The 474-nt window shown below is 71.1% G+C and carries 1 protein-coding gene; it reads left to right on the top strand.

The window, feature by feature from the left end; genetic code table 11:
- Positions 1-474 (top strand): SDR family oxidoreductase (locus FQ705_RS32565; RefSeq protein ID WP_144148957.1); only part of this gene is annotated, 474 nt, incomplete at both ends.

Genomic DNA, 474 nt, shown 5'->3' with positions numbered 1-474 from the left:
TGGCCGACCCGGCTGCGATCGAGCGCGTGTTCGAGGACCTCGGCCGAACGCTGGGCGGGCTCGACGTTCTGGTCAACAACGCCGGCATCGCCGTGCCGACCGGCGGCATCGACGAGATCGACCCGGGAGACTGGCAACGCACCATCTCGATCAACCTCGACGCGCAATACCGTTTCGCGCGGCGCGCGGTGCCGCTGCTGCGCGCCTCGCCGCAAGGCGGCTCGATCATCGCGCTGTCCTCGGTGGCCGGGCGGCTCGGCTACGCGTTCCGCACGCCCTACGCGGCCACCAAGTGGGCGATCGTCGGCCTGGTCAAGAGCCTCGCGATCGAGCTCGGGCCGACCGGCATCCGCGTCAACGCGATCCAGCCCGGCATCGTGCGCGGCCCGCGCATGCGCGGCGTGATCGAGGCGCGCGCGAAGCAGCTCGGCCTCGCCTACGAGGAGATGGAGGCGCGCTACCTGGAGAAGATCT

The organism is Paraburkholderia sp. BCC1884 (assembly GCF_900996225.1).
In the GTDB taxonomy this organism is placed as follows: domain Bacteria; phylum Pseudomonadota; class Gammaproteobacteria; order Burkholderiales; family Burkholderiaceae; genus Paraburkholderia.
Note: the sequence above shows the minus strand (reverse complement) of the source record. Positions and strands in the feature narration are given on the sequence as shown.